The sequence below is a fragment of the Gordonibacter massiliensis (ex Traore et al. 2017) genome (assembly GCF_019731765.1).
Classification (GTDB): domain Bacteria; phylum Actinomycetota; class Coriobacteriia; order Coriobacteriales; family Eggerthellaceae; genus Gordonibacter; species Gordonibacter massiliensis.
In genome coordinates, this window is sequence record NZ_JAASIO010000002.1 from 1 (window position 1) to 22,524 (window position 22,524).

General features: G+C 66.9%; 24 protein-coding genes. 6 read left to right on the forward strand and 18 right to left on the reverse strand.

Features of this window, described 5'->3' with window-relative positions; genetic code table 11:
- Positions 1-217: 217 nt before the first annotated feature.
- Positions 218-955 carry a VanZ family protein gene (locus HCH03_RS03850; RefSeq protein WP_221688456.1) on the forward strand — a complete coding sequence of 246 codons (738 nt, stop codon included), beginning with the start codon at positions 218-220 and terminating at the stop codon, positions 953-955.
- A 72-nt stretch (positions 956-1,027) separates the two neighbouring features.
- Positions 1,028-1,534: a DUF3784 domain-containing protein gene (locus HCH03_RS03855; protein ID WP_221688457.1), complete on the forward strand. Its 507-nt coding sequence runs from the start codon at positions 1,028-1,030 to the stop codon at positions 1,532-1,534.
- Between the two features lie 33 nt (positions 1,535-1,567).
- Here HCH03_RS03855 and HCH03_RS03860 read toward each other — a convergent pair whose 3' ends face one another.
- Complete coding sequence (locus HCH03_RS03860; RefSeq protein ID WP_221688458.1) at positions 1,568-2,014, reverse strand: universal stress protein; 447 nt, start codon at positions 2,012-2,014, stop codon at positions 1,568-1,570.
- A 222-nt stretch (positions 2,015-2,236) separates the two neighbouring features.
- Here HCH03_RS03860 and HCH03_RS03865 point away from each other — a divergent pair, with 222 nt between their 5' ends.
- The 4 genes from HCH03_RS03865 to HCH03_RS03880 all read left to right on the forward strand — a co-directional run bounded on the left by HCH03_RS03865 (position 2,237) and on the right by HCH03_RS03880 (position 4,015).
- Complete coding sequence (locus tag HCH03_RS03865; RefSeq protein ID WP_221688459.1) at positions 2,237-2,734, forward strand: hypothetical protein; 498 nt, start codon at positions 2,237-2,239, stop codon at positions 2,732-2,734.
- Between the two features lie 123 nt (positions 2,735-2,857).
- Positions 2,858-3,070: a DUF4160 domain-containing protein gene (locus HCH03_RS03870; protein WP_221688460.1), complete on the forward strand. Its 213-nt coding sequence runs from the start codon at positions 2,858-2,860 to the stop codon at positions 3,068-3,070.
- Positions 3,071-3,079: 9 nt separating this feature from the next.
- Positions 3,080-3,373, forward strand: coding sequence for a DUF2442 domain-containing protein (locus HCH03_RS03875; RefSeq protein ID WP_221688461.1), 294 nt, complete (start codon positions 3,080-3,082; stop codon positions 3,371-3,373).
- 147 nt (positions 3,374-3,520) lie between these two features.
- The gene (locus HCH03_RS03880) at positions 3,521-4,015 is read left to right on the forward strand and encodes a hypothetical protein (RefSeq protein ID WP_221688462.1); all 495 of its coding nucleotides are present in this window, start codon (positions 3,521-3,523) and stop codon (positions 4,013-4,015) included.
- A 5-nt stretch (positions 4,016-4,020) separates the two neighbouring features.
- Here the strand turns inward: HCH03_RS03880 and gluQRS are convergent, their stop codons facing one another.
- From gluQRS to HCH03_RS03960, 17 genes are all read right to left on the reverse strand, one after another.
- On the reverse strand, positions 4,021-5,241 hold the full coding sequence (gluQRS, locus tag HCH03_RS03885; protein ID WP_221688463.1) for a tRNA glutamyl-Q(34) synthetase GluQRS: 1,221 nt from the start codon (positions 5,239-5,241) through the stop codon (positions 4,021-4,023).
- 242 nt (positions 5,242-5,483) lie between these two features.
- Entirely contained in the window at positions 5,484-6,848 is a 1,365-nt protein-coding gene (locus tag HCH03_RS03890) for a phenylacetate--CoA ligase family protein (RefSeq protein ID WP_246599640.1), read from the reverse strand.
- A gap of 5 nt (positions 6,849-6,853) precedes the next feature.
- On the reverse strand, positions 6,854-7,291 hold the full coding sequence (locus tag HCH03_RS03895) for an amino acid-binding protein (protein ID WP_221688465.1): 438 nt from the start codon (positions 7,289-7,291) through the stop codon (positions 6,854-6,856).
- 3 nt (positions 7,292-7,294) lie between these two features.
- Complete coding sequence (locus HCH03_RS03900; RefSeq protein ID WP_221688466.1) at positions 7,295-7,885, reverse strand: indolepyruvate oxidoreductase subunit beta; 591 nt, start codon at positions 7,883-7,885, stop codon at positions 7,295-7,297.
- Positions 7,878-9,623: a thiamine pyrophosphate-dependent enzyme gene (locus tag HCH03_RS03905; RefSeq protein ID WP_221688467.1), complete on the reverse strand. Its 1,746-nt coding sequence runs from the start codon at positions 9,621-9,623 to the stop codon at positions 7,878-7,880. Before HCH03_RS03905 ends, HCH03_RS03900 begins: the two co-directional genes overlap by 8 nt.
- A 425-nt stretch (positions 9,624-10,048) precedes the next feature.
- Entirely contained in the window at positions 10,049-10,492 is a 444-nt protein-coding gene (locus HCH03_RS03910; protein ID WP_185905356.1) for an FHA domain-containing protein, read from the reverse strand.
- Between the two features lie 27 nt (positions 10,493-10,519).
- Positions 10,520-11,917 carry a D-alanyl-D-alanine carboxypeptidase family protein gene (locus HCH03_RS03915; RefSeq protein WP_221688468.1) on the reverse strand — a complete coding sequence of 466 codons (1,398 nt, stop codon included), beginning with the start codon at positions 11,915-11,917 and terminating at the stop codon, positions 10,520-10,522.
- Positions 11,904-12,332 (reverse strand): amino acid-binding protein, encoded by a 429-nt coding sequence (locus tag HCH03_RS03920; RefSeq protein WP_080143035.1) that lies wholly within the window; start codon positions 12,330-12,332, stop codon positions 11,904-11,906. Before HCH03_RS03920 ends, HCH03_RS03915 begins: the two co-directional genes overlap by 14 nt.
- A gap of 3 nt (positions 12,333-12,335) precedes the next feature.
- Complete coding sequence (locus tag HCH03_RS03925) at positions 12,336-13,640, reverse strand: phenylacetate--CoA ligase family protein (RefSeq protein ID WP_080143034.1); 1,305 nt, start codon at positions 13,638-13,640, stop codon at positions 12,336-12,338.
- A 7-nt stretch (positions 13,641-13,647) separates the two neighbouring features.
- Complete coding sequence (locus tag HCH03_RS03930) at positions 13,648-15,984, reverse strand: VanW family protein (RefSeq protein WP_221688469.1); 2,337 nt, start codon at positions 15,982-15,984, stop codon at positions 13,648-13,650.
- A gap of 3 nt (positions 15,985-15,987) precedes the next feature.
- Entirely contained in the window at positions 15,988-16,659 is a 672-nt protein-coding gene (locus HCH03_RS03935) for a CDP-alcohol phosphatidyltransferase family protein (protein ID WP_221688470.1), read from the reverse strand.
- Between the two features lie 199 nt (positions 16,660-16,858).
- Positions 16,859-17,281 (reverse strand): 4Fe-4S dicluster domain-containing protein, encoded by a 423-nt coding sequence (locus HCH03_RS03940; RefSeq protein ID WP_185905359.1) that lies wholly within the window; start codon positions 17,279-17,281, stop codon positions 16,859-16,861.
- A gap of 5 nt (positions 17,282-17,286) precedes the next feature.
- Entirely contained in the window at positions 17,287-18,375 is a 1,089-nt protein-coding gene (locus tag HCH03_RS03945; RefSeq protein WP_185905360.1) for a hydrogenase large subunit, read from the reverse strand.
- Position 18,376: 1 nt separating this feature from the next.
- Positions 18,377-19,102: an NADH-quinone oxidoreductase subunit C gene (locus HCH03_RS03950; protein WP_185905361.1), complete on the reverse strand. Its 726-nt coding sequence runs from the start codon at positions 19,100-19,102 to the stop codon at positions 18,377-18,379.
- A 1-nt stretch (position 19,103) separates the two neighbouring features.
- The gene (locus HCH03_RS03955) at positions 19,104-19,547 is read right to left on the reverse strand and encodes an NADH-quinone oxidoreductase subunit B family protein (protein ID WP_080143028.1); all 444 of its coding nucleotides are present in this window, start codon (positions 19,545-19,547) and stop codon (positions 19,104-19,106) included.
- Positions 19,548-19,560: 13 nt separating this feature from the next.
- Positions 19,561-20,430 (reverse strand): complex I subunit 1 family protein, encoded by an 870-nt coding sequence (locus tag HCH03_RS16300; protein ID WP_080143027.1) that lies wholly within the window; start codon positions 20,428-20,430, stop codon positions 19,561-19,563.
- Positions 20,431-20,448: 18 nt separating this feature from the next.
- Entirely contained in the window at positions 20,449-22,362 is a 1,914-nt protein-coding gene (locus HCH03_RS03960) for an NADH-quinone oxidoreductase subunit 5 family protein (RefSeq protein ID WP_246599660.1), read from the reverse strand.
- Positions 22,363-22,524: the final 162 nt, after the last annotated feature.

Sequence of the window (22,524 nt, forward strand, 5' to 3'; positions counted from 1 at the left end):
CCTCCCTGCGCCCGCTCCGCGTGCTCGGGAGTGCAACAGTCCACTGGACTGTTGCATGCTCAGGATGACAACCTGGCCGGGGGCGTTTCTTAAGATATTCCCCGTCGTGTGGTTTTAACCTTAAGCCTCCCTTAATACTGTCGCACCCGCCGCCGGATCGCCGCGAGAGCCTGGTAGCATGCGGAATCATTCGACCGCATGACAGAGGGAGGACGTCGTGGAAACGATCTTGCTTGCGGGCTACGAGCTGGCCGTCGTTTTGGCGGCGACGCTGGCCGCGTTCGCGCTCGTGAGAGCCCATGCACGGAGCACGGGAGGACGCCCAGCGCGCCTCGCGCTCGTGCTGCTGTTCGCGTTCTACCTGTTCGGCGTTGTTTTCGTTACCGGTCCGCTCACCGTGTACGATCTTGCCCGCTATGGGTTCGAAGTGAGCCCCCGCCAGCTGAACCTCGTGCCGCTCGTTTCGCTCGTGCAAGCCGTCGACGTCGGCGACGCGCTCGTCGGATTCGCGTTGAACGTCGTCCTGTTCGTTCCCTTGGGGTTGCTGCTGCCGCTCGCGTGGCCGCGTGGCGCCCGCGCGCTGCCCGTGGCGACGTTCGGTTTGGGCCTCTCGCTCTTGATCGAGCTGAGCCAGCTTTTCAACAACCGCACGACCGACGTGGACGACCTTGCGGCGAACGCGCTCGGCACGCTGGTCGGGTTCGCCTTCTATGCGCTCTGGCGCGACGCCATTCGCCGTCCTCGCGCCGTGCGCGGGAAGCACGGCGGCTTCGGGCGACCCGACCCGTCCGGGAGTGCGAGGTTTCGATCGAAGGACGCACCCGCGTTCTCCTTGGACGCGCCGTGTCCGTGGCGCGCCCAAGGAGAACCCGCCTTCTACGCGCTCGCCCTGCTCGTTGCGCATTTCCTCCTCTACGACGAGCTCGGCTTCGCGAAGCTGCTCTATGGGTTCTAAGGGGGCCGCGCTCCCCCGCCGCGCAAGACCTTTGCTATACTGATGCGAGGTTAACAGGGGAAAGGGGCGCAGATGGACGAGATGGGCGAGCTGATCGGCGCGGCCGTCGTTTCGACCGTTCTGTTCGCGCTTTTCGCTCTCATGGCGTGGAAATTCTGGCATGGCCACTGGCTGCGCGCCATCGCCGGCAACAACCTCGTGAGCGACGAGGAGTACGACAGCCCCTTCCAGCGCGCGCTCGGCCGGCGCGCGGCCGTCGTCATGGCCTGCTGCTGCGTTTCGATGATCCTTCTGCCGGCTTCCACCGCCGCCTCGGCTTTCGCCGGCGAAGCGGGGGCGGCCGTGTCCTCCGCCTTCGTCGGCGCGGCCTTTCTGCTGATCGTCGGGCCCTGCGTATGGATCGTCGTGTGGTCGAACAGGCAGGCGCGCCGACAGCGCAGCGAGATGCTGGCCGCCGATCCCTCCAAAGCCGAAGACGTCAAACTCGACCGCAAGGCGGGCGTCGTGCTCGGTGCGATACCGGGCGTTTACCTGCTGGTCGTACTCGGCGTGTTCCTTGTCGCCTCGCTTGCGACCTAGGGGACGACGCGACGTCGCCCGAGCGATGCGCGCCTACTTCGTGATAAGCACCGGCACGTAGGAGGCGTGCAGCACCGCCGTGCTCACGCTGCCGAGCATGCCCTTGATGGCGCCCAGCCCGCGGCTGCCCATGACGATGAGGCCGCACGGCTCCTTGGCGGCGGCGTTCGCGATGGCCTCCTGCGGCTTGCCGAAGGCCACGCGCAGGTCGATCACGTCCTCGTTCCCCTCGATGCGTCCTGCGACCTGCTCTTTCAGCGCCTCGAGAGCGGCTTGCTCGTTCTCTTCCGTCGACAGCAGCACGCCTGCAGCCCGTGCGGCTGCGGCGAACGCGGGATCACCCATCTTGGCGGGATCGGTGACGCTCAGGACGACCACCCGCTGCCCGAGTCCGTGGTTCACCAGGTCGAGCGCATTCGCCAATGCCCGGTTCGACGGCGAGGACCCGTCGTATGCGACCAGAATCGTTCCGTAACCCATGGCAGTCCCGCCTTCCCCTCGTGCCGGCGCGGCGAGAACCAGCCGTCTGCCGGACGCTTTCGTACGATACCCGAATTCTACCACGCCGCGTTCGAACGATGAACGCGACGCGGCTTTTGCGCCGTGTTCGTTGCCGAGGCGGGACCGTGCGCGCCTTGCGATATAATCGTCGAGAACGAATCGACGGTTTATCAGGATGTTTCGAGAACGGCAGGTTGTTTTATGGACGGAACGACGATCGTTGCCTTGGCAACGGCGGTGCTGGTGCTTGTCGCGCTGGCGGTGCTGGCATGGATGTTCTGGCGGGGATCCTGGCTGTTTTTGGTGGCCGGCCGCGCTGGCGAATACGGGGACGAGGAAACCTCGGAGGGCCGAAGGCGCCTGGCGCGACGCATGGTCGTGGTTCTGCTGATAGGCTTCGCGCTGGTGGCCACGCTCCTCTTGTTCGAAGGCGCCAAGCTTGCCGGCAACGCCCCGCTCGCCACAGCGGCCACGATGGCGAACAACGTGGCGTTCGTGGCCCTTTTGGTGGGCATGGTGTGGTTCTTCATCTTCCAGCGCCCCGACCGAAGCAAGAACGACACCGCGAAAGAGGAGTCCCGCATGGCCGCCCGCGCCCGTTCCGCGCGCCTCGACCACCTGCCGATGGCCACCCTCGTGTTCTCTATCGCGTTCATCGCCGTCATCGCCCTCGTGGGCGTGCTGTTCGCAGGCGTCTGACACCCAAGTGAAGAACGCCTTTTCTCCCACGATGCTATAATCTAAGACAAGAGAATCGGTTAGGAGAGCAAATGCCAGAACTGAGCAGGTTTTACGGACTCATCATAAAAATGCTGTTCATGGATGACGGAACACCATAAACCTCATGTGCATGTGTTTTACGGCGACTATGAGGCATCTATCGCCATCGATGGTGAGTTGCTGGCCGGCTCCCTTCCCGTGAAGCAGTACAAGCTGGTTCAAGCTTGGTTGGTTTTTCACGAAGACGAACTCTATCGAGCTTGGAACAACGCCGTTATCGGTAAACCGCTCGACCGCATCGACCCGCTCGCGTAAGGAGATATCATGTATGTTGTGAATGATATCGCGTATGCCGGAGCACCACGCGAGGATATGAAGGTTGATCAGGCGCGTGTGGTTAACGACTACAGCATGCTTGTGCGCTTCTCCAGCGGCGAGACGCGCTTGTTCGACGCTGCTCCCCTGCTCGACGTTCCGGCCTTCAAACCCCTGGAGGATAAAAGCGTCTTCGCGTCATTTCAACTCGACCACGGAATTGTGACATGGAATAACGGCGCGATAGATATCGCCCCCGAAGCGCTCTACGAGAAGAGCTACCGCTACGATATCCCAGCATAGCCTGTAGATCGGTCTTTCAAACGAGCCTATCCTCAGCGCACCTACACGGGATGGGAAAGCGCGATGGGCAGCCACTCGTTCTTCGCCCTTTCCTTGTCCGGTGATGCCGGAGTATACTGTGGCGAAGCCGGCTGAAGGGAGAACGCCATGGACGGGTACGTGAATCTGATCGTTGGGTGTGCCCTGTTCGTCCCTTTGATCGTTTTGCTGCTGACGGCTTCGTGGAAGCAATGGCATGGAGCGTGGCTGGGCTTTTCCGACGTCACTTTCAATCGCTATGAAGGACGCCCTGCAACCCCGCTTCAAAGACGTCGGGGAAGGCGGGCCGCTCTCGTCGATCTGGTGTGGGCAGTGGCTTGCGCCGGCATCCTCGGCATCGCGGCGTTCAGCGCAGCAAGCGACTTCTCCGCAAACCTCGAAGCGGTGTCGGGCGGTGCGCTTCTCCTCGCAGTTATCGTCGGCTGCGTTTGGATCGGTGCGGGGTCGCGCCGCGACAGAAGGAAGTTTGCGAACGTGGCGGACGGCAACGCCGGTGGGCTCGATGAGGAATACGCACTCGGACGGCGCGGTATCGCCGTGCTCGCCGTCGTCATGCTCGCGGTTCTGGCCATCGAGATAGCCAGCTCGCTCATCGTTCTTTAACGGCCCTACCTCCAGCGAACCTGCACGAGATCGTCGAAACACGACGGCAAAGCGGCAAGGTCGAAGGTTTCGAGCAGCTCCTCGGGAGTGGCGGGGTCGCAGGTGGGCGCAAGGCCGGTGATGCCGGCGATATGGCCGATGACCCCTTCGGGCGTTTCGAAGCGGGCGAGCAGCGCGTCGAGGGCGGCGTCGCGGTCGCGTTTCGAGAGGCGCCGGTCGCGTTCGGCGACGACGAGCGGAACGTGCGCGTACTGCGGATGCGGCAAGCCGAGGAGTTCTTGCAGGTAGATTTGCTGCGGCGTGGAGCACAGCAGGTCAACGCCGCGCACCACCGAGTTCACGCCCTGCGCGGCATCGTCCACCACCACCGCCAGCTGGTAGGCGAAGGCGCCGTCGGAGCGCCGCACGAGGAAGTCGCCGCAGTCCGTGCCGAGGTTCTGCGCGTAAGGCCCCTGCACCTGGTCGACGAAGTCGACGTCCCGGTCGGGCACGACAAGGCGCTGCGCCGGGGTGCGATCCTGCGCGCGAACGGCGCGCTCGTCGTCGCTCAAGCGGCGGCAGGTGCCCGGATACACCGGCTTCTCGCCGCGATGAGGAGCCGAGGCCGCATGCAGGTCGGCGCGCGTGCAGAAGCAGGGATACACGAGGTTGCGGGCGCGCAGCTCGTCGAAGGCGGCGCGGTACGCCTCCGTGCGGTCGCGCTGGAAGTACGGCCCCTCGTCCCACGTGAGCCCCAACCGCTCGAAGTCCCGCTGCACCGCGTCGACGAACACCGGCTTCGAGCGCTCCGCGTCCAAGTCCTCGATCCGCAGAACGATTCTCCCGCCCTGCGATTTGGCCACGAGCCACGCGACGAGCGCCGCGAACACGTTCCCCGCATGCATCCGCCCCGTCGGCGAGGGAGCGAACCGCCCCACGACGGGGTCTTGGACGGGCGCTTCGACAGATAGGTCGCGCCATTGGGGGTTCAGGCGCTCTACTAGCGCTTCCTTTTTCTTTCGACTCCAGCCTTTGAGCTGCTTTTCACGCGCGATGGCGTCTTCGATACGTCCGCAGCTTTCGCAGTACACTAATTCGGTGGCGTTGTAGCGATCGGTGAAGCCCTTGAACGCATGCGATTTATGTTCGGCAACACGTCGGGCAAGATCGCTCGTCACTCCGATATACAAGACAGTGCGACGGGCGTTGCTCATGATGTACACGCTGTAAACGTTCGCCTCGGCCACGGGCATCCCCTTCCCGACGTCACATGCCTCTGTCATTCTGAGCGTAGTTCTATGCGCCCACGTGCTGTCATCCTGAGCGGAGGCGCGTAGCGCCGGAGTCGAAGGATCCCGTGCGGTGGCAACCGAGAGGCTTCCAGCTAGCGCCGCACGGGATCCTTCGACTCGCTGTGCTCGCTCAGGATGACAAGCGCTAACGCCGCACGGGATGCCCGCCCGACCCCCGAACTCGCCGGTAGAACAAGCTACTTCCGCAAGTCCTCGACATGCTTGGCCTTGCCCGTGGTGCGCTCGATGCCGCCCGGCTCCACGAGCTTCACGCGGACGCCCACCAAAAGCACACCCTTGAGCTTCTCCTCGATGGCGCGCCGCAGACGCTCCATGTCCTCGAAGGAGTCGGAGAACGCCTCGGGCTTCAGCTCCACGTGCACGACCATGCGGTCGAGCCCGCCCTCGTTGTCCACGACGATGCGGTAGTGCGGCGTGACGCCCTGGATGCCGGAGAGCACGTCCTCAACCTGGCTCGGGAACACGTTCGTGCCGCGAATGATGAGCATGTCGTCGCAGCGCGCGCGCACCTTCTGCATGCGCGCCGTGGTGCGCCCGCAGGCGCAGGGCTCGCACACGACGCGCGTGAGGTCGTGCGTGCGGTAGCGCAGCACGGGGATGGCCTGCTTCCCCAGCGGCGTGAGCACGAGCTCGCCCATCTCCCCGTCGGGCACGGGCTCGCCCGTCTCGGGATCCACGACCTCCCACAGGAAGTGGTCCTCGGCGATGTGCTGCATGTCGCGCGCGGCCAGGCACTCGCCCGACACGCCCGGCCCCATGACCTCGGTCAAGCCGTAGTTGTCGGTGCACACGATGTGCATGCGGCTCTCGATCTCGGCCTTGAGGCCCGGCGGGCACGGCTCGCCGCCGAACAAGCCCACGCGCAGCGAGGACGATTCCCAGTCGAAGCCCAGCCGCTCCCCCACCTCGCACATGTGCAGCGCGTAGGAAGGCGTGGCGATGAGCACGGTGGTGCCGTAGTCCTCGATCATGGCGATGTGCCGCTCGGTGTTGCCCGAACCGGCGGGGATCATCATGCATCCCAGCTTCTGCAGCCCGTAGTGCAGGCCGAAGCCGCCGGTGAACATGCCATAGCCGAACGCCATCTGCGCGCGGTCGCCGGGCACGACGCCCGCCATCTGCACGAGGCGCATGATGCAGTCGGCCCACATATCCATGTCGGCGCGGTTGTAGCCCACCACGATGGGCTTGCCGGTAGTGCCCGACGACGCATGCAGCTCCACCACCTCGTCGAGCGGCACGGCGAACAGACCGTAGGGGAAGGTGTCGCGCAGCACGGACTTGTCCGTGAACGGGAGCTTCCGCACGTCGTCGAGGGTCTTGATGTCCGACGGCGACACGCCCAGCTCGTCCATGCGCGCGCGGTACCAAGGAACCCGCGCGTAGGTCCACTCGACCTGCGCGATGAGTTTCTCCAGCTGGATGGCGCGGATGCGCTCGCGCGACGCGCATTCGACGGCCGGGTTGTGGATGGGCAGGTCGGAGAAGTCCCCGGCCGCAGCGGCGGCGAGCGCCGCGCCCTTGACGGTCATGTCGGCCATGCGGATCACCGCTCCCCGGCGGACGCGAGGGGGCGGGCCAGGTCGTCCTGCCCGATGAGCTCCACCGGTTCGCCGGCCAACAGCTCCTCGGCGCGGGCCAGGTCCTTCACGGACAGCGCGATGTAGGTGGAGATGAGCGAGTAGCTGTAGGTGACGTTGATGTCGCAGTCGGCCATGATGCCAATGACACGCGCGAGCTCGCCGGGGGTGTCGTCCAGGCGCAGGCACAGCACGTCGGTCTGCGTGGCCGCCGCGCCCATGCCCTGCAGCACGGCGAGCGCCTTGCCGGGGTCGTCCACGATGAAGCGCACGATGCCGTAGTCGCCTGTGTCCGACGCGCTGTAGCCGCGCACGCTCACGTGCGCGTCCTCGAACGCGTCGAGCACGCGGCGCAGGTGCCCGGGCTGGCTTTCCAGGAACACGCTGATCTGCTGCACGCTCATGTCCTAGGCCCCTTCCCCGAACGCGCGCCCGGCGCGGAACGCCGCCAGGTTGGCGTCGACGGTCTTCGGCGGCACGCGATCGGCCACCACGCGCTCCCATGCCTCGACGGGAAACGGCAGGCGCGTGGAAAGCGCGCCCAGCAGCACCACGTTCGTGGACTTCGCGCTGCCGGCCTCGCGGGCCAGATCGCCCGCCGGGATGAGCGTGGCGCCCAGATCGGCCAACGTCTCGCGCGCGTGCGCGGGCATGGACGCCTTGCCCGTGGCCACGGGCAAGGGCTTGATGGCCTCGTCGGCCACGAGCAGGTAGCCGCCTTCCGCCACGAAGGGCAGGTTGCGCAGCGCCTCGGTGGTCTCGAACGACACGACGCAGTCGGCCGTGCCGGGGTCGCACACCATGGAGGCCACCTCGTCGCCGAAGCGCACCACCGTGGTCACGGCGCCGCCGCGCTGGGCCATGCCGTGGATCTCCGACACCTTCACCGACGTGCCGGCCTCGAGCGCCGCATGGGCGAGAAGGTCGGCCGCCAGGATGGTGCCCTGGCCGCCCACGCCGCACAAGAGCACGGTCGTGGCGTTGCTGGCGCTATTCATGGGAGCCTCCTTCCGTTTGCTCGATGGCGTCGAAGGCGCAGTACTGCGCGCACTGGCCGCAGCCTATGCACAGGCCGGGGTCGATGTCCGCGCGGCCCGTCTCGGCGTTCTTCGCGATGGCCGGGCATCCCAGCGTGGGGCACACGCCGCACGCCGTGCAGGCGCCCGTCACCGCGAAGGCCGGCTTGCGGGTGCGTTCCAGCAGCACGCACGGGGCGCGGAACACGAGCACCGACAGCTCGCCCGAGGACGTGGCGCTCTTGAGGGCGGCGCGCACGGCCTTGGCATCGTGCGGGTCGATCGTGCGCACGTCCTCCACGCCCAGCGATCGCACCACACCCTCGAGGTCGAGCTCGCGGCTGGGACGCTTCTGCAGCGTCTCGCCGTTGAAGGGGTTGCCCTGGCGGCCCGTCATGGCCGTGGTGCGGTTGTCCAGCACGCACACCGTGCCCCCGCCTCGGTTGTACACGGTGGAGACGAGCGACGACAGGCCCGAGTGCGCGAACGTGGAGTCGCCGATGACGGCCACCACGGGGCGGTGCTCCGCGCCCGCCAGCGCCAGCTCGAAGCCGTGCGCCATCGACACCGAGGCGCCCATGTCCACGCACGTGTCCATGGCGGACAGCGGCGGCAACGCGCCCAGCGTGTAGCACCCGATATCGCCCGTGACGATGGCCTTGATGCGCGTGAGCTCCTTGAACACCAGGCGGTGGGGGCAGCCCGGGCAGAGCGCCGGCGGGCGGCCGGGAAGCCCTGCGGGCGCGCTCTCGTGCGCCGGTTCCGCGAGCCCGAACGCCGCGCGGACAAGGCCCGGCGAAAGCTCGCCGTCGCGCGGGAGCGGGTTCGCGAAGTCGGCGACCTCGATGCCCAGCGCGCGCACGGCCTCGGTCAGGTACTCGGAGGCCTCCTCCACCACGTAGAGCGCGTCCACGCTGGCGGCGAAGGAGCGCAGCGCCTCGGCGGGCAGGGGCCATGTGCAGCCCAGCTTGAACACCGACGCGTCGGGCAGCGCCTCGACCACGTGCTGGTACGCCGCCCCCGCGCACACGACGCCTGCGGCGCTGCCGCGGCACTCGATGCGGTTGTACGGGCAATCCTCGGCCCACGCGGCGAGCGCGTCGACGCGCTCGAGCTGCACCTTGCGGCGCGGCTTGGCGAACGCGGGCATCATGACCCACTTGCCGGCGTCTTTCTCGTAAGGTTTGATGTCGACGCGGGCGCGCTCCCCCGTTTCCACCGGCGTTTTCGTGTGCGACACGCGAACCGACGAGCGGATGAACACGGGAACGTCGAAGCGCTCGGACAAATCGAAGGCTTCGCGCGTGAAGCGCAGCGCCTCGGCCGAGTCGGCGGGGTCGAGCATGGGTATATGCGCCGCACGGGCGTAGTAATGGGAGTCCTGCTCGTTCTGCGACGAGTACATGCCGGGATCGTCGGCAGCCAGCACCACCATGCCGCCGCCCACGCCCGTGTACGCGGCGGTGAACAGCGGATCGGCCGCCACGTTCACGCCCACGTGCTTCATGGTGGACAGCACGCGCGCGCCCGCAGCCGAGGCTCCGATGCCCACCTCCACGGCCACCTTCTCGTTCACGCACCACTCGGCGTACACCCCGTCCTTCTTCGCGAACGCCTCGAGCGTTTCGGTGGAGGGCGTTCCGGGATAGGCCACGCCGATATGCGCGCCCGCCTCCCACGCCCCCTGGGCGATGGCTTCGTTACCTGACATCAGTTCCATAGACGACCTTCCCCCGCTTCAGATTACCATGGCAGATTATACGGCAAAAACCGCCGACCATCCGCCGAACCCCGACCCGAAACACGAACGGCGCCCCGAAAGGCGCCGTTCGTGCGAAACGCATCCAACCGCCTCCGAACCCAAGGCGGAACCGCAGGCGAAGCCGGCAAGCCCGCGCCTTTCCTCTTTCCTAGCCGCGCCGCGCATCCTCCCCGGTCGATTCTCGCGCTTCGCGCGAGCGGACGCTCTGGAGAGCGCCCCTACGGAAGAGCATCGGCTTCGGCGAGGCCGCGCATGGCGACGGCACGATCCGCGCGCAGATTCCGCACGAGCCAATCGCTCCAGCGGAGCGATTGTGCGAGCTCAGGACTGCCCGAGCACGGGGCGTGCCGTCGCCATGCGCGGCCGTCCCGCAGGTTGAGAGGTTATTCCTCCTGGTAGAGCAAGCAGAACGCGCCGATCTGGATGACGTCGCCGTCGACCAGCTTACGCGGTGCGTCCACGCTGTCGTTGTTCACCCATACGCCGTTGAACGAGTTCGTGTCGTGGATGGCGTAGCCGCCGTCGCACGGCTCGATGAGCGCGTGCTCGCGCGACACGGTCATGTCGTTCAGGAACACGTCGCGCTGCGGGCTGCGGCCGATGGTCTGCGGGGCGTCGCCGAGCTGTATCGTCACGCCCGTCTGCGGGCCGCGCACGACGCGCAGGGCCGCGGCGGCGGCCGGCTTCGCCTCGGGGGCGAACGACTCGTCGGGAAGCGTTACCGGCTCGAAGCGCTGCGTGGAGCCGAGCAGCTTGAACCCGCAATACGGGCACGCCGGAGCGTCGGGCGGAAGCTCGTTGCTGCATACGGGGCATCTCTCGGTCATGTTCGGCTCCTTCTTATCGTAGGTCGCCTAGGCGGCGACGGCGGTTTTGTCGACGACGAGCGGCGTCTCGTTCAGCGTGACGGCGGAAGCGACCTGCGGCTGGCCGGACAAGCCGCGGAACAGGCGGTCCCACCAGATGCCGATGCCCTCGAGCAAGTCGGGCGCGGCCACGTCCTCGCAGGCCACGAGGTCCACGGTGGCGATGGTGGCGTTGCGCTGCTTGAACGTGACGGTGCCCACCTTGTCGCCCGCCTTCACGTCGCCGGTCACCTCGTCGAACTCGAGCGACTGGCTCACGTTGCCGTTGAGGTCGAATATGCGCACGGAGGCCTCGGGGTCGGCGAGCGTGGCCTTCACCGTCTTGTCGATCCATTCGGTATGGGGCACCTCGGCTGCCACCGGAACCTCGGTGCGCGCGCCGTTCACGGTCATGGTGGCGGTTTGGGCGCTGTTGGCCAACCGGTAGTCCAGCTCGTGCTCGTACACCCAGTCGAACAGCTCGCGCGCATCTTCGAAGCGCTGGGCCTCGGACGTGGAGTGGATGACGACGGCGTAGAGCTCCTTGTCGCCGTTGTTCGCGGCGCCGGCGAACGAGGGGCCCGCGAGCGCCGTGAAGCCGGTCTTGATGCCGATGGCGTTGGAGTAGTAGTCGATGAGCTCGTCGGTCGACTCCAGCTCGATGGTGGGCTTCGTGCCGTCGGCCCGGTTCACCACGATGGCCGTGTCGCCGCCGCCCACGATGGCGCGGAACGTCTCGTTCTTCATGGCGTACTGGGACATCTTGGCCACGTCGGCCGCGCAGCTGTGCTGGTCGCCCGCGAACTCGCCGTCGTCCAGGCCGTGCGGGTTCTCGAATACGGTGTCGATGCAGCCGAGCTCCGCCGCCTTCGCGTTCATGGCGGCCACGAACGCGTCCTCGCTGCCGCCGATCGTCTCGGCTATGGCCACGGCGGCGTCGTTGCCCGAGGGCACGAGCAGCGCCTTGAGCGCCACCTCGAGCGGCATCGTGTCGCCTTCCTGCAAATCAGCCGACGACTCGCCCACGGCCGCCGCGGCGGCCGAGACGGCCACGGTCGAGTCGAGCGTGGCGGCACCCGAGGCGACCGCGTCCAACGCCACGACGGCCGTCATGATCTTCGTGATGGAGGCGATCTGGGTGGGGCTCGTCGCGTTGCGCTCGAAGTACACGGTGCCGTCCTTGTCCATGACGAACGCGTACTCGGCGTCGATGCTCGGGCACTGCGCCACCGACAGGCCGCGCGCGTCCACGGTCTGGCCGTAGACGACGTCGGCCTTGCGCACGTCGGCCAAGGCCTGGGCGGGCGCGAGGACGGGGGCGCCGGCCAGCGCCAAGACGAGTGCGCAAGCCGCAAGGCCCGCGCACTTCTTGTTCAAGGTATGTTTGATATCGTTAATCCAGGTCATAGATGTCTTCGGGTCGTACCGGCTCGAAGCCGGCTGCGGTCAGCTTCTGCTCGATCCCACTATCCCCGTCCACCTTGAGCACGTCAATGGCGACGTCGGCGTTCACGGAAAAACAATAGCCGTACTCGATGTTGGCTTCCTGCTCGTCCATGAACGAGAGCAGCTTCGCCAAACCGCCCGGCACGTTGGGAACGCGCACGGCCAGCACGGGCGTGACGGCGGCGCGGTAACCGGCGGCGCGCAGCGCCTCGGCCGCGGCTTCCGGCGTGTCGGTGAGCAGGCGCACGACGCCGAAGTCGGCCGTGTCGGCCAGGTTCATCGCGTGCATGTTGATGCCCGCGTCCGCCACGGTCTGGCAGGCGGCCGCGAGGCGGCCCTTCTCGTTCTCCAGGAACACGGTCAGCTGAGAAATCATCGGCTACTTCCCTTCTCTCAGGTCGATCACGCGCTTCGCCTTGCCCTCGCTGCGGGCGATGGTCTTCGGTTCGACGATCTTGACCTCCACCGAAACCTGCAGGTTGCTCTTCAGCTCCACGCCCAGGCGCTTCTTCAGATCCTCGATCTTGCGCACCTCGTCGATGGGGAAGTCGGGCACCGTCTCCACCTGCAGCTCCACGTGGTCGAGGGGCCCGCGCGTGGTGAGGATGATCTGGTAGTGCGTGGCGATCTCCGGGAAACCGGTGATGACCTGCTCTATCTGGGACGGGAACACGTTCACGCCGCGGATGATGAGCATGTCGTCGGTGCGGCCGCGCAGCTGGTCGATCTTGCGGTGCGTGCGTCCGCACGCGCACGGCTCGGAGATGATGCGCGTGACGTCGCGCGTGCGGTAGCGCACGAGCGGGCAGCACTCGCGGGTGAGCGTGGTGATGACGAGCTCGCCCCACTCGCCGTCCGGCACGGGCTGAAGCGTCTCGGGGTTCAGGATCTCGCAGTAGAAGTGGTCCTCGGCCACGTGCAGGCCCGACCTCTCCGCGCACTCCATGGCAACGCCCGGCCCCATGATCTCGGAGAGCCCGTACACGTCGCAGTACTGGATGCCCAGCTTCGAGGCGATTTCCTCGCGCATGTTGTCGGAGGCGGGTTCGGCGCCGAAGATGCCGCCGGAGATCTTGAACTCGGTGGCCGGGTCGTAGCCCATCTCGATGGCCGTGTCGGCGATGAGCAGGGCGTAGGAGGGCGTGCAGGCCAAGATGTCGGTGCCGCAGTCCTTCATCATCTGCACCTGGCGCTTCGTGTTGCCCGACGACGTGGGGATGACGGAGCATCCCATGGCCTCGCCGCCGGCGTGCGCGCCCAGGCCACCCGTGAACAGGCCGTAGCCGTAGGACACCTGGATGGTGGAGTTCTCGTCGCCGCCCACCATGGCGATGCCGCGGGCGAAGCAGTCGCCCCAGTTGGCCAGGTCGTTCTTCGTGTGGCCCACCACCGTGGCCTGGCCCGTCGTGCCGGAGGACGCGTGGATGCGCGCCACGTCCTTCTGCGGCACGGCGAACAGCCCGAACGGATAGGCGTCGCGCATGTTCTGCTTGATGACGAACGGGAACTTCTGCAGGTCCTCGAGGCTGTTCAGGTCGTCGGGGGTCACGCCGGCGTCCTTGAACGACTGCTGGTAGAACGCCACGTTGTCGTACGCGTGGCGAACGCTCTGCTTCATGCGCTCGAGCTGGAGCTCGCGCAGCTGCTCCGCGGGCATGGTTTCGATGTCTGGCTGGTAGTACACGGATCGATCACCCTTCCTCGTTCTGCTTCTTAGCGGCGTCGCCTCCGGCGCTCGCGTCGGCCGTCTTCTCCGGAGCCTCGGGGCCCGCCACCACGACCTCGGTGACGGGGTCGTACGTCGAGTAGAACGGATCCTCGTGCAGGATGCTTCCGTCGGAGGAAGCCACCGTGCGGATCACCGTGATCTTCTTGCCGTCGGTGCCCGCCGTCTTGACGTAGCTCGTGCCCGGCGAGAGGGTGTCGTCGCGCTCGGTCTTGGTCTTGTGCTTCTCTCCCTCGGTCCACTCCCCCACGTCGGTGCTCACGCGGTAGCCCGGATCGACTCCGTACAGTGTAACGGTTACGGACCCGTCGGTGTAGCTCGTGCGCATCAAAACATCGGAAGCGGTGTCGTTCTTCCACACGAGGTCGAGGTCGGGCCAACTGACCGCGGCATCGCGTCCGGCCGGGTAGCTGGCGATGTAGAGCGAGTGGTTGTGGCGCGTGGGCACGGGGTAGCCCGCTTCGTACACGGCGTTGAACACGGTGGTGGCCACCTGGCAGATGCCGCCTCCCACGGCGTCGTCGTACTCGCCGTCGATGATGGCCCCCGCACCCAGGAAGCCGCGCTCCGCGTTGCATTCGCCGGCCGTGCCGTTGAACGACCAGGTGCCCCCGCCCGCCTCCGCGATGGAGTTGTTCAGCAGGTCGGACACCAGGTGGATGTTGTGGTTGCGGTTCTCGGTTCCCGCGCCGCTCGTGTACTCGGTGGTGTACTCCGACACCTTGGCGACGAGCCCCAGTTCGAGGGCCTCGTCGAACGTGGACGCGGCGGGGGCCGACCCGCTGCCCACGGTCACCTCGACGGGCTCGCCCGAAGCGGGCCGGTGCGCGCTCGCGCCCCCCGCGTCGACCTCGACGTCGGCATGTTCGAGGGCCTCCTCGCCGAAGAGCGCGGCGTTGAGCGCGCTCGCCGTCGCGCCGGCGAGCGGCACCTCGCCCGAGCCGTCCGTGCGCACGAGCACGTCGTCGCCGTCGCGCTCGAACGTCACGTGCACGGGATCGCCGGTGCGCGTCTCCTGGACGTGCGCCAGGATGGCCGGCTTGGCGCGCACCTCGTCGATGGCGGGCACGAGCGTCCACGCGCCGTCGCGCTCTTCGGGCGCGGCGGTCACCCAATCGCCCAGATCGGTCGCGGAGGCCTCCCACGAAGTGCCCGCGTAGCTGAAGCGGGCGCCGGCGGCGATGGCCGCGTTCACGGCGTCGCAGGCCGCCTGCGCCCCGTCGCGGTCGATGCGCAAAGGCGCGTGCTCGGCGCGCGCGACGAACGAGCCCCCGCCGCCCGCGCTCTCCAAAAACGCCCGGTCGAGCTCGGATGCGAACTCGCCTCGGTCGACCATGTCGCCGTCGTGGCCCTCGGTCACGCTCGCTTGGCCGTCCTGCACCGCTATGCCGAAGTCCACGCGCGGGCTGCCGATCGTCGCATCGACGTCGGCGGCAAGCGCCTCCAACGCGGCGGCGTCGTAATCGGCGCGCGCCTTGACGTTCCAGCCTCCGAAAAGGGCCGCGGCGCGCGCGCCCAGGCCGCCCTCCTCGCGACCCACCGCCAGCGCCTCGTCAACGAGGTCGTCCACCGGCAAGGAGGCGGACAGCGCGTTCGCGTCGGTCGTCCACAGCTGCCGTCTTTCGCGCTCCTCCTCCACGGAGCGCTGCTCCGCGAGGGCCGCGTCTTCGGCCTGCGCCATGGCGTCGGCCACCCGAGCGGCCGCCTCGTCGCTCGCGTAGACGGTCACCGCGCCCGCCTGGAGGCGCCCGGCATAGGTCTGCTCCACGAGGTCCCTCATCTCGTCGGCGGTCTTGCCGGACACGTCGATCTCGCCGATGCTCACGCCGGCGTAGGCGCGGCCCCAGTTGAGCCCCAGATCCACCAGGCCGCCCGCCGCCAGCACGACCGCGACGACGACCACGGCGAGCGCAGCGCGGCTGCGCGACACCAGGGAGCCCAGGGACCGGAACGCCCAGCCGATTCCCTTGCCGACGAGCGCGAGCACGGCCAGCAGGGCGCGGCCGACGAAGGAGAGCGCGCGAAGGACGGGACCGCCCGAGGACGGGGCCTTCGGCGCGTCCTTCGTCCAAAGCGACGGCGCGTTGTACGAGGAGGCGTCCCGCCGCTTGCGCGCGGAGGACGAGGAAGAGGGCTTGCGGGACGTCGCGGGGGGCTTCGGCGCGCGGCCGGCCGCCTTCGGGGAGGAGGGCGCGCGACCCGAGGTGCGCGGGGCGGCCTTCTGGGGCTGTCGGGCGTGCGGGCGGGCGTTCGAGCGCTGACGCGCCGCCGCATCGTCCTTTCCGGGCGTCCGACCGGCCATGCGCTACCGCCGCTCCGGTTGCGCCGTCGACGCGCGCTTCGCCGCGCGCACTTTGACGAACGCCGCGGCGGCGTAGTACGCGGTGGTTATCAACGCGAGCACGAGCCCGGCGTACACGAACCATATGCCCCACGAGTACGGGTCGGCCGACAGGCCGGGCAGCCACGAGGCGTTCACCACCCCCAGGCCGTTCAACACGGGCCAGTTCAGGAGCAGCGCCGCGAAGCCGACGAACAGAAGCGTCGTGGCGACCTTGCCCGGGTAGATGACGGCCACGCGCACCCGATAGCGTTTGAGGATGGCCGCCCCGCCCACGAGCAGGGCCAAATCGCGCACGAGCACGACGACGATGATCCACAGCGGCAACCGGCCCACCAAAAAGAGGCCCGCCACGCCCGCTATCATGAGGATGCGGTCGACGGCCGGGTCGAGCAGCTGGCCGAGCCGCGACACGGCGTTGGTGCGGCGCGCTATCTGCCCGTCCACCCAATCCGTGCCCGCCGCGAGCGCGAACAGGAACGTGGCCATGAGGTCGTAGCCGTTGAACAGCAGCACGAGGAACACGGGCACGAGGCACAGGCGCACGAGCGAGATGACGTTAGGCACCGTGAGAATGCGGTTGCTCACGTTCTCCTTGCCGCGTTCCTGCCCGCCGCGTCCTTCTTTGCTCGCCATCGTCCTCTTCTCTCGCCGCCCGAACGGCCTTCCCGGCCGCTGCGCAGGGGGTCCGTCGCCCGCGCTTGGCGCCCGGGCGGCCTCCCCACGCAAAAACCGGGCGTGAAGCCCGGTTCGTTGCATATCGGCGCCTATTCTAGCAGTTTTGCGCGCGCCTGCCGCGAAGCCCACGCATCCTTCGCAGTTTTTTAAGCTTCCCTCAGCGCTCTTCCAAGCCCTGGGCCGCGCGCTCCCACTCGATGCGCTCCTCGGCCGAGGCGGCCTTCTTGGCCGGCTTCGCGTGCTCGGGCACCTCGTAGGAGTCCATCCGCTTCTCGGTGGCCGGCGGCGTGTACGTGGGCTCCATGGTCAGGCACTGCTTGGGGCATTCGCGCACGCACGTGCCGCACTGCACGCAGCGGAAGCGGTTGATCGACCACGTGCGCGCCGGCTTGTCCACCTCGATGGCCGCGCACGGGCAGCGCTTCATGCAGATGCCGCACAGGATGCAGCTTTCCACGTCGTTCACCACGTGCCCCTTGAGGCCCGGCGGCGGCGTTTTCTGCTCGGCCGGGTACTGGATGGTCTCCGGCTTGCCGAACAGCGACTTGAACGTCATCTTTCCCAGTTTGAACGATCCCATGGTGCCTACCTTTCCGTGCAGCTGATGCAGGGGTCGATGGTCAGCACGATCATGTTGACGTCGGCCAGGTCGCATCCGGCCAGCGCCGTGGCCATGCCGGCCAGGTTCTGAGAAGTGGGCGTGCGCATGCGCATGCGCTCGAGGTACTTCGACCCGTTGCCGCGCGCGTAGTAGTAGCACTCTCCGCGAGGCTGCTCCACCACGTTGGCCGCCTCGGCGCCCGCCGCGGGGGCGCCCTTCACGTCCACCGCGATGTCGCCGGCGGGGATCTTGGCGATCATCTCCTCGATGATGTCGATGGACTGCAGCACCTCCAGCGCGCGCACCTTCACGCGGGCGTAGCAGTCGCCCTGGGCGTCCATGACGGGCTGGAAGTCGGCGAGCTTGCCGTAGCCGCCGTTGCCCAGGCACCGGGCGTCGTTGTTCACGTTCGAGGCGCGGGCGAACGGCCCCACCATGCTCATGGCCAGCGCGTCCTCGTGGCTGATGTAGCCCACGCCCACGGTGCGGTTCTTCACCGAGGAGTCCTTGAGGAACGCGTTGCAGAGCTGGCGGTAGTCGTCCTTGATGCCTTCCAGGACGCGCTTGATCTCGGCGAACATGGCGTCGTCGATGTCGCGGACCACGCCGCCCACCTTCACCACCGAGAAGATGACGCGCCCGCCGGTGGTCTTCTCGAAGATGTCGAGCACGCGCTCGCGCAGGCGCCAGCAGTGCATGAACAGGCTCTCGTAGCCGAACGCGTCGGCCGCCAGGCCCATCCACAGCACGTGGGAGTGCACGCGGGACAGCTCGTGCCAGATGACGCGCAGGTACTCGGCGCGCTCGGGGATCTCGACGCCCATGAGCCGCTCCACCGTTTCGGCGTAGCCCATGGAGTGCCCGAACGCGCAGATGCCGCAGATGCGCTCCGCCACGTAGATGAACTGGTTGTAGTCGCGCGTCTCGACGAGCTTCTCCAAACCGCGGTGGATGAAGCCGATCTGCGGCACGGCCTCGATGACGGTCTCGTCCTCCACCACGAGGTCGAGGTGCAAAGGCTCGGGCAGCACCGGGTGCTGGGGGCCGAACGGGATGACGGTCGCCTTTCCCATGCTACTCACCTTCTTTCTGGGCTGCGGCGGCCTCGCGGGCTGCCTTCGCCTCCATGGCGGCGCGCACCTTGGCGGCCTTCTCGGGATCCATGCCGGCCAGCTTCTCCTCGAGCGCGGCGTCCTTCTCGGCCTCGGCGGCCTTCTTGGCCTTCGCGGCGATGGCCGCGCGGGCGCGCGCCACCTTCTCGGGGTCGGCGCCGGCCAACTTCAGCTCCGCGTCGTCGTCGCCCGTGGGCACGATGGGCTCTCCGGGCTCCTTGGGCGTGGGGTGTCCCGCCTCGTACGCGGCGTTCGCCGCCGCGGCCTTGGCGGCCTTTTCCTTGGCCGCCTTCGCCTCGGCGACCTTCCTCGCCTTCTCGCGCGCGGCCTTCTGCTCGGGCGAGATGATGGTCATGGGCTCTTTCTGCGCCAGCGCGTAGAAGTTGCCGCCGAAGTCGATGGCGATGCCCTGGACGTTCACGCCGAACAGGTCGTGCGTCTCGTTCTCGAACACGAACGCCTCGAGGAACTGGTCGGTGATGCTGGGTACGACCGCGTCCTTCTGGACGGCCTTGATCTCGCAGTTCTCCAGCAGGTTGCCCTTCATGAACGAGTAGATGAGGTCGATGCCCTCCTCGGTGTTCACGGCGAGTATCTGCACGAAACGCCAGCCGTCGGCCTTCTTGGCCGCCGCGAGCGCGGGCAGCCCCTCGACGGTCAGCGGGACGAACGTGGTTTCAAGCGTCATGTCACGCTCCCTTCTTCTGCGCCTGCAGGGCCTTGGACTTCTCTTCCAGAATGCCCAGCCCCTGCACGACCGCGTCGATGATGGCCTCGGGGCGCACGGCGCAGCCGGGCGCGTACACGTCGACGGGGATGGCCTGGTCGACGCCGCCGATCACGTTGTAGCAGTCGTGGAAGATGCCGGCCGAGCACGCGCAGATGCCGCACGCGATGACCACCTTCGGCTCCACCATCTGGTTGTAGATCTCCTTGACCACCTCGATGTTGCGCTCGTTCACCGAGCCGGTGACCAGGAAGATGTCGGCGTGCTTGGGGTTGCCCGTGTTCACGATGCCGAAGCGCTCGACGTCGTAGCCGGGGCAGAGCGCCGCCAGCACCTCGATGTCGCAGCCGTTGCAGCTCGACGCGTCGTAGTGGATGACCCACGGGGATTTGGTTGCAAACGTCATGGTTCCCGCCTCCTTACAGGTACGCCAGGACGGCGATGTTGACGAAGCCGGCCACGAACGCCACGATCCAGGCCGACGAGAGCATCGCCTGCCACTTCACGCGGGCGAAGTTGTTGTCGATCCATATTTCCAAGAAGTACACCAGCGCGATCACCACGAGCGCCAGCACGATGGAAACCGGGTTGGCCCACACGAAGAACATGCCCACCCAGCCCAGGAACAGCACGTTCTCGCACCAGTGCATGACCTCCACCTTGGCGAGCGTCTTGCCGCTCATCTCGGTGGTGATGCCCTTGACGAGCTCCTGGTGGGCGTGATGGGAGTACGACAGGTCGAACGGCGACTTGCGCAGCTTGATGGTGAGGATGAATAGAAAGCCCAGGAACACGAGCCAGATGCTCGAGACGACGGGCGCGTCGAGCGCGAACACGCCTGCGGAGTCGAACGTGCCGGCCGCCATGTAGAAGGCCACGGCCATGAACAGCACCATGGGCTCGTAGGCCATGACCTGCAGCGTCTCGCGATTCGCGCCGATCTCGGCGTAAGGCGAGCGCGTGGAGTACGCGGCCACGATGAAGAACAGGCCCGAGAGCGTGATCACGAACACGCTCATGAGCAGGTTGCCGCCCGAGTAGAAGATGCCGCCGGCGAGCAGCGTGAACACGAGCGCGCAGGTGATGTAGGTTCCCTCGGTGGAGTTGACGGACACGTTGTCCTTCTCGATGAGCTTGCGCACGTCGTAGTACGGCTGCAAAAGCGGCGGGCCCACGCGACCCTGCATGCGCGCCGTGATCTTGCGGTCGAGGCCTGCCAGAAGGCAGCCCAGCACGGGCGCCGCGATGGTGAAGGCGAGGGTGCCGATGAGGACGAAAAGCAAAGACATGTCAGATCACACCCTTTCCTAGAACAGGCCCAACAGCGCGACGGCTGAGAAGGCGAACGCGACGATGATGACGAGGGCGCACGCGACCGTGCCCACGGGGTTGATGCGCTTCTCCCCGAAGACGCCCTCCAGGTACATGTTGCGCGACGTGGCGGACGACTCGCCCGAGAGGGAGTTCCTGAACACGCGCGCCTCGTTGTCGGCGCTCACGCCGGCCAGGTAGATGTCCACCTTCTTGGCCTTGTTGCGGCCGAGGCCCGCGAACAGCACGATGGCGATGATGGCCGCCGCTATGGAGGCTATCCACAGGTTCGCCGAGGCGATGTCCTGGCCGAGCGTGCCGAACACGCTGTACACGTAGGGCTCCACGATGATCCACGAGATGACGGGCAGGCACACGCAGCCGATGATGATGAGCACGGCCATGAGCATGATGGACGTCCATTCGCTCTTGTGCACGGTCATCTCCACGTTGTCGGGGCGCCCGGCGATGCCGGAGAGCTTGCCGAGCCACTTGGCCCAGAACATGAACGTGGCGGCCGACCCGAACGCGAGCAGCAGCACGAGCGCGATCTGGCCCGTGTCGACGAACGACACGAGCGTGGCCCACTTGGCGATGAGCATGCCGAACGGCGCGATGAACATGCACATGATGCCGAGCATCATGAAGCGCGCCAGGCGCGGCATGCGCTCGAACAAGAGATCCATGTCCTCGATGTCGCGGCTGCCGATGTGGTGCTCGGCCGTGCCGACGCACAGGAACAGCAGCGACTTCGCGATGGCGTGGAACAGGATGAGGAACGCGGCGGCCCAGACGGCCTCGGGCGTGCCGACGCCGGCGCAGGCCGTGATGAGGCCCAGGTTGGCTATCGTGGAGTACGCGAGCACCCGCTTGGCGTTCGTCTGGGATATGGCCATGAACGAGCACAGCGCGAACGTGATGCCGCCCACGAGGATGACCATGACCGACGGCACGGGGCACACCAGGAACACGGGTGCGAGCTTGACCAGCAGGAACACGCCGGCCTTGACCATGGTTGACGAGTGGAGCAGCGCCGAGGTGGGCGTAGGCGCCACCATGGCGCCCAGAAGCCAGGTGTGGAACGGCATCTGCGCGGCCTTCGTGAGGCCCGCGAACGCGAGCGCGCACACCGGCAGCACGACGAGGGCCGGGTTGCTCACGCCGATCTGCAGGAACTCGAGCAGCGACAGCGTGCCCAGCTGGATGGCGCTCAGGTACAGCGCCGCCAGGAAGGCCAGGCCGCCGAGCATGTTCATGATGATCTGGCGGAAGGCATTCTTGATGGCCTCGTCGGTGCGCGTGTAGGCGATGAGGAGGAAGGAGCACACCGTGGTGACCTCCCAGCCCGTGAACAGCCACACCATGTTGTTGGAGAACACGATGAGGAACATGGCGGCCAAAAACACGAACATGAGCGCGAAGAACACCGGGCGGCGATCCTTGGCGCCTTCGGGCTCGTGGGCCTGGAAATCCTCCATGTAGCCGAGGGCGTAGACGCAGATGCCGGAGCCGATAACGCCGATGATGAACGCCATGAGCAGCGACAGCGAGTCGAGGTACAGGCCCTCGGTGACGTCGATGGCATGGGCGAAACCGAACTCGAACACGAGCGAGCCGACCACCTGGATCACGGCGAGCACGCAGGCCCACACGTTCTTGTAGCGGATGCCGTAGTACAGGATGGCCGCCGCCACGAGCACGCTCACGATGGTGCTCACGTAGTCGATGACCGGCGATTCGAACTCGAACGACACCCAGGGAGCCCCCAGGTAGGTGGCCACCAGCCAGATGGACGCCAAGCCGATGACGAGCGCCGAGGCGCCCACAATCACGTTTCTCGCCCGATTGTTGCGCACGACCAGCAGGACGGCGGCAACAACCAGCGGGAAAAGGATTAAGAACCCGAGCATAGCCACGTAGCTTCCCCCTTTACCTTTACCGATTGTTTGCGAACATAGATGCGAACATAAAAAGCGACCGATGTCGCTTCGCAAGCACTTTATCAGAGAAAAGCACCAGTGTTCGAAAAGGGGTCGCTTCGGCGGGTTTCGGTCGGTAAAAGGGCCGCGAAC